Genomic DNA, 4,707 nt, shown 5'->3' on the forward strand with positions numbered 1-4,707 from the left:
GGAGGCCTCGAAAATACAGGAGATCTCCTCGCAGCAGTCTGATCAGCTGAGTGGTCCATTGCGTATCGGTGCCATCTATACAATCGGGCCTTATCTTTTCCCTGAAATAATTCCAAGAATCACCTCGAAAGCACCCGCCCTGCGCATGGCAATCGAGGAAAATTACACATCAGTTCTGACAGCAAAGCTCAAGCAGGGTGACCTGGATGTAGTGATAATCTCATTGCCTTATGAAGAGAGCGGCATTATGACAATGCCTCTCTACAGCGAACCTTTCGTACTGCTGTTACCATCTTCGCACCCGTTAAATCAGCCCAAACATGATATCAAGCGCAAAGAGCTGGCTTCCGAGTCTGTGCTATTGCTCGGCAAAGGCCACTGCTTTCGTGACCAGGTTCTCGAATACTGCCCGGAGTGTCACCAGGTGGCAGATACCACTGACCCGATCAGGAACATAGAGGGCGGTTCACTGGAGACGATACGTTACATGGTTGCCTCGGGGCTTGGTATAACAGTGCTGCCATGTACAGCTGCCGGTGCAGACCGTTTCTCACAACGACTTGTCAGTATCAGGCGTTTCGCCGGCGAATCACCAAAGAGAACAGTTGCACTCGCATGGCGTAAAAGTTTTACTCGCCCTGATGTTATCTCTTTATTGAAAGGTGCGATCCTGTCCAGTTTGCAAAGTTGTGTTACACGAGTATAAGATTTTTACTGTTTAACATGATACTAAACACCAGATTCCTTTATAACAGTGATGATATAGAACCCTGTAGTATAAAACACCTTGCGGTATAAATATAATAGGGATAGAATCACTGCGCTCATGATTATGCTATCAACACTATAGTTAAATATTAATCATGGCTTATACAAGTTAATAAAAAGGAACAGGTTTACTTATCATGGCGAAAAAAGATATCAACAAACTATCTGCAGATGAACTCTACGAACTCGCTGAAGCGCGTAAGAAAGAGGAGATGCAGAAGCAGAAAGAGGAACTGAAATCACAGGTAGCTGATCTCAGGGCAAAGAAAAAAGATCTGGAGCGCGAGCACAGAAAAGGAATGGCTGCAATTGATGCTGAAATTTCTCAGCTCACCGGCAGAAAAACCAGGTCTGGTGGCCGTTCAGGCGGTACCAGAGCAGCAATGCTCGATTTCCTCGCATCCGGAGAGTCGGATACCGGCTCTATTCGTGCTCATCTCGAAGCACAGGGTTTCCCTGTCGGCAATTTGCCACAGACCATGGCCTACCTGAAGCGTACAGGCCGTGTTGTTTCCACCGGAAGGGGACGTTACAAGGCAGCGTAATGGCATTTCACCGAGCGGGGTTGGTATTCGTCGCTCCATGACGTCCATGTCACCGTGACCCACATGGATGTGGGGAATGTCGGTCACGCAGGAGCATTAACCGACCGACATACCGTACATCCTGTACATAAAAAAAGCCCCGCCAATCGGCGGGGCTTTTTGCATCAGTCTGAAACCGGATCAGGGCTTCACTGTGCTCAGGCCGAGGATTTCCCAATCCTGCATGCCACCACGGTACCACTTGATCTTATCAGCAGGGTAACCGAACTTGAGCAGGTTCATGATGTTGTTCGGTGACTGACCACACCACATTCCGTTACAGAACATAACGAGTGTCTTGGCTTTGCTGAAATCGAATACCTTGGTGGTATCACCGGCAGCAATCGCCTCGTCAACGGTAAACTCGTCTGCATCGCCTGTGAGGCCGACATTGAAGCTATCCTGCATGATCTTCATGATGCCGGAAGTCTTGGCGCCTTTCTTGGGGTTGAGGCCAGTCCATGGAAGGTTAACAGCGCCCGGGATTGTGCCCCTGGCAACCCAGTCAGGAGTTCTTGAATCAACTACAAGAATAGAGCTGTCGCCAGATGCCATCTTCTCAATATAGTTAATGACCTCGACTTCACCGAGTGTCTCTACGCCTGGAGCGAGAGAGATAGGCTGAATACAGAAAGGAGGGCACTTACGTGAGGTCTTGGCGAAATCTGCCTTGACGGTATTCTTTTGATCCTGATTACGAGAAATGGTGTGTTTCATACCATTGTGTTCGAAATCAAGTTTTTTCATAGTTGGAGTGATTCCAACAGCCATTCCGTGACTGTCAGCGAATGCACTCGCAGAGAAGCTCAGTGTCAGTGCGATTGCACTCATAGTTGCCAGTTTTGCAAACTTCATAATCTTGTTTCTCCTTGAGAAGACTTAGTCATTCTTACCTTGAATATGGCGTTTGAGAATCGCAACTTATTGTTATTTTGTAGCGACTTGACACATCATATGCTTTTTTTTCTTCTTGTCACGGATAGATATTGATCCGATTCTGGGTTACTTTACGCTGTATAACAATAGCGAAACCAAGGAGAGATGTAGTGCGAGGTTCAGTCAAACTGCAATTTCTGTATGGATTATTTCTGCTGCTGCCATCTATCACCATCATGGCTGCAAGTGACCTGGAGCGAGAGCAACGCCTCGAGGATGAAATTGTCGATGCAATACTCGACGGTGATCCAGTCGATTTACCGAGAGGTGATGGCGGTGACTTTCTTGGCATTTACACGGAAACGGATGCTGACGAGCCTAAGGGGGCAGTTATTATTCTTCATGGCCGTGGTTATCATCCCGACTGGGCTGATACCATCCAACCACTGCGCGTCGGGCTGATCGATTATGGCTGGAACACACTCTCGATCCAACTGCCGGTTCTGCAAAAGGAAGCTAAGTATTTTGACTATGTATCTATCTTCCCGGAAGCATACCCTCGCATCGAGTCAGCGATCACCTGCCTGAAGGGGCAGGGCAATGAACGAGTTGTTCTGATCGCACACTCCTGTGGCGCACACATGGCCAATTTCTGGCTTGATGATGTAGGCCATGGCAGAATCGATGCCTACGTTGGACTGGGTATGGGTGCAACCGATTATCAACAGCCGATGGTTCGCGATTTTCCTCTCGATGAACTTAATGTACCTGTACTGGATATCTACGGCGAGCTTGATTATCCTGCCGTCAACCGCCTTGCACCACTGCGTAAAAAAATGATCGAAGCGGCAGGCAATCCAAAATCACGGCAGCAGATGCTGCCTGAGGCAGATCATTACTTTACAGATTATGGTGATGAACTGACCGAAGCCGTGGGTAACTGGCTGGATACGCTCTAATTCACTCAATATAGCGCTTGAGAAGATCCTCGTATGCATCTATACGACGATCCCTGAGAAACGGCCAGATGCGGCGAACCTCTTCACTGCGCCCAAGTGAAACAGTGGCACCAAGAATCCCGGCTTCCTCATCGGCATGCGCAAGCAACTCACCCTGTGCGCCACAAATAAATGAGTTGCCCCAGAAATCGATACCCGCTGTCTGGCCACCCGGATCATTTTCAAGGCCAACCCGGTTGCAGGCAATCACGGGCAATCCATTCGCAACTGCATGACCGCGTTGCACGGTGATCCATGCATCCAGCTGGCGTTGCTGCTCAGCCTCATCGTCACGCGAATCCCACCCTATTGCTGTCGGATAGATAAGCACTTCAGCTCCTGCCAAGGCCATTGCGCGAGCAGCTTCCGGATACCATTGATCCCAGCATACAAGGATGCCGAGACGTCCCACAGAAGTGTCAATCGGCATGAAACCGAGATCCCCCGGTGTGAAATAGAATTTCTCGTAAAAGCCGGGATCGTCCGGGATGTGCATTTTTCGATAACGCCCTGCAATTGAACCGTCAGACTCAATGACAACCGCGGTGTTGTGATATAGACCCGTGGCGCGTTTCTCAAACAGGGACGTGACAATCACACAGCTGTTCTCACTGGCAATGCGTCCGAACCTTTCGGTCGAAGGGCCGGGGATCGTCTCGGCGAGATCGAAATTTGCAGTCTCTTCCTGCTGGCAGAAATAGGGGGTGTTATGCAGTTCCTGCAGGACAACCAGTTTTGCGCCTGATGCAGCTGCAGCCCGAATTGATTGCTCCAGCCTGTCCAGGTTTATCGCACTATCTTCTGCTGCAGCCTGCTGGATTAGTGCAACCTTGATTTCATTGCTGCTCATTGATCTGTTCCTTCAAAATTGATCGTGCCCTGTGCCAGTTGCATTGTTGCGCAATGCAGGCTGCCATTCTGTTCGATCAGGGCGTTGCACTCGATCGGGATAACCTGTCGCGAGGTCGCCTGCTGCAGCATCTCGACAGCCAGTCCGTCGTTGGCGTGATTGTAGACCGGCACAAGTACAGCATCATTAATAAAGAGAAAATTGGCGTAGGTTGCCGCCAACAGGCGGCCGTCAATGACGGATTCCCTGCGCGGGGGAGGCGGCAGGCCGATGAGGCGATAAGCTTCACCATTTGGCTGCCGCAGTGAGCCGAGTTGCTCCCCGAGGGATTGCATGGCGTTGAAATCGGGATGCGATCTTTCAACTGTCGCATAGATAATTGTTTCCTCTTCGGTAAAACGTGCCAGTGTATCGATGTGGCCATCTGTATCGTCGCCGGCAAGTCCGCTGCACTCAATCCAATGGAAATGTGACAACCCCAACTGCTCATTGAGCAGGGTTTCTACCTGTTCCTCATCCAGCCCTGCATTACGGCTCTCGCTGATAACTGATGAACGTGTTGCCAGCATAGTGCCTTCACCGTTGGTCTCGAGTGCACCGCCCTCGAGTACCAGTGCACTGGAGTGCATTT

General features: G+C 50.0%; 6 protein-coding genes. 3 read left to right on the forward strand and 3 right to left on the reverse strand.

Annotation, left to right across the window (positions count from 1 at the left end):
* Together BOW51_RS07680 and BOW51_RS07685 are read left to right on the forward strand one after the other, a co-directional pair.
* Positions 1-706 (forward strand): hydrogen peroxide-inducible genes activator (locus tag BOW51_RS07680; RefSeq protein WP_078477170.1); only part of this gene is annotated, 706 nt, incomplete at its 5' end.
* 199 nt (positions 707-905) lie between these two features.
* Positions 906-1,313: a PIN domain-containing protein gene (locus tag BOW51_RS07685; protein WP_078477171.1), complete on the forward strand. Its 408-nt coding sequence runs from the start codon at positions 906-908 to the stop codon at positions 1,311-1,313.
* A 180-nt stretch (positions 1,314-1,493) separates the two neighbouring features.
* Here BOW51_RS07685 and BOW51_RS07690 read toward each other — a convergent pair whose 3' ends face one another.
* Complete coding sequence (locus BOW51_RS07690; protein WP_078477172.1) at positions 1,494-2,207, reverse strand: rhodanese-like domain-containing protein; 714 nt, start codon at positions 2,205-2,207, stop codon at positions 1,494-1,496.
* Between the two features lie 191 nt (positions 2,208-2,398).
* Between BOW51_RS07690 and BOW51_RS07695 the strand changes: the two genes are divergently transcribed.
* The gene (locus BOW51_RS07695; protein WP_078477173.1) at positions 2,399-3,187 is read left to right on the forward strand and encodes a DUF3530 family protein; all 789 of its coding nucleotides are present in this window, start codon (positions 2,399-2,401) and stop codon (positions 3,185-3,187) included.
* A 1-nt stretch (position 3,188) separates the two neighbouring features.
* Here the strand turns inward: BOW51_RS07695 and BOW51_RS07700 are convergent, their stop codons facing one another.
* Complete coding sequence (locus tag BOW51_RS07700; RefSeq protein WP_078477174.1) at positions 3,189-4,076, reverse strand: carbon-nitrogen hydrolase; 888 nt, start codon at positions 4,074-4,076, stop codon at positions 3,189-3,191.
* On the reverse strand, positions 4,073-4,707 hold a 635-nt coding region (locus tag BOW51_RS07705; RefSeq protein WP_078477175.1), incomplete at its 5' end, for an agmatine deiminase family protein. The genes BOW51_RS07705 and BOW51_RS07700, both read right to left, overlap by 4 nt.

This window comes from Solemya elarraichensis gill symbiont (assembly GCF_002021095.1).
Classification (GTDB): domain Bacteria; phylum Pseudomonadota; class Gammaproteobacteria; order Chromatiales; family Chromatiaceae.